Origin of the sequence: Pseudomonas fuscovaginae SE-1, from assembly GCF_000364705.1 — a bacterium.
Classification (GTDB): Bacteria; Pseudomonadota; Gammaproteobacteria; order Pseudomonadales; family Pseudomonadaceae; genus Aquipseudomonas; species Aquipseudomonas fuscovaginae_A.
On sequence record NZ_AQOH01000301.1, the window covers coordinates 1 to 659 of the forward strand.

The 659-nt window shown below is 44.3% G+C and carries 1 protein-coding gene; it reads right to left on the reverse strand.

Going from position 1 to position 659, the window contains the following annotated elements; genetic code table 11:
* Positions 1 to 539: hypothetical protein (locus K675_RS33165; RefSeq protein WP_232434471.1), on the reverse strand; the 539-nt coding region annotated here is incomplete at its 3' end.
* Between the last annotated feature and the right edge of the window lie 120 nt (positions 540 to 659).

The following is a 659-nucleotide window of genomic DNA, read 5'->3' on the forward strand; positions in this document are numbered from 1 at the left end:
GACTTAACAAGTCGGCGTAATGCGGCGATCACATCTTTACTTTCAGCCAGCTCACCAAAGAGCTCTTTATCTACATTAGCCTTGTACAGATGCCAGATTATTGGCTCAGTTGTGAGGCATATTGAATTTTCAATGGGTGCTCCTGCTGCCAGCTTCCTTCGCAAACTCATGATGGCTTTGCACGACTTTGTTACTGCTGGTATATAATCATCAAGGCGATGCGCCCCCAAAGCTTTATCTAGATTTATCTCTGCCCCAAGCGATGCAGCAATAATTTCATTTGGCCTAGTAATTCCGTGCGCGTATCCTGGGAACTGTAATCTGCTCCATGGCGGGCGCTTAGGGCTAAGCAGCTCATCAATTGAGTTGGCAAAAGTGTCATTAACCTCTCCATTTTCCAGCAACTGAGCAGTCCGCTGGATGACATATCGACAAAATCGCCCTCTGCTTATTCCTTTAATTTCATCATCAGCGTTACTTGATATTGATATATGGAGCCACCCCTCTCCATTTCTAGCCATGAAATCATTTACTGCCACATAAGTCCTATCATTTGAGAGAACGCACTTATAAGTAACCGAGCGAAAATCTCTTGCACCAACCTCCATTGACTCAATTGTTATTGGGATAATTGTAGGCGAAGTTATCCCTGCAACTCT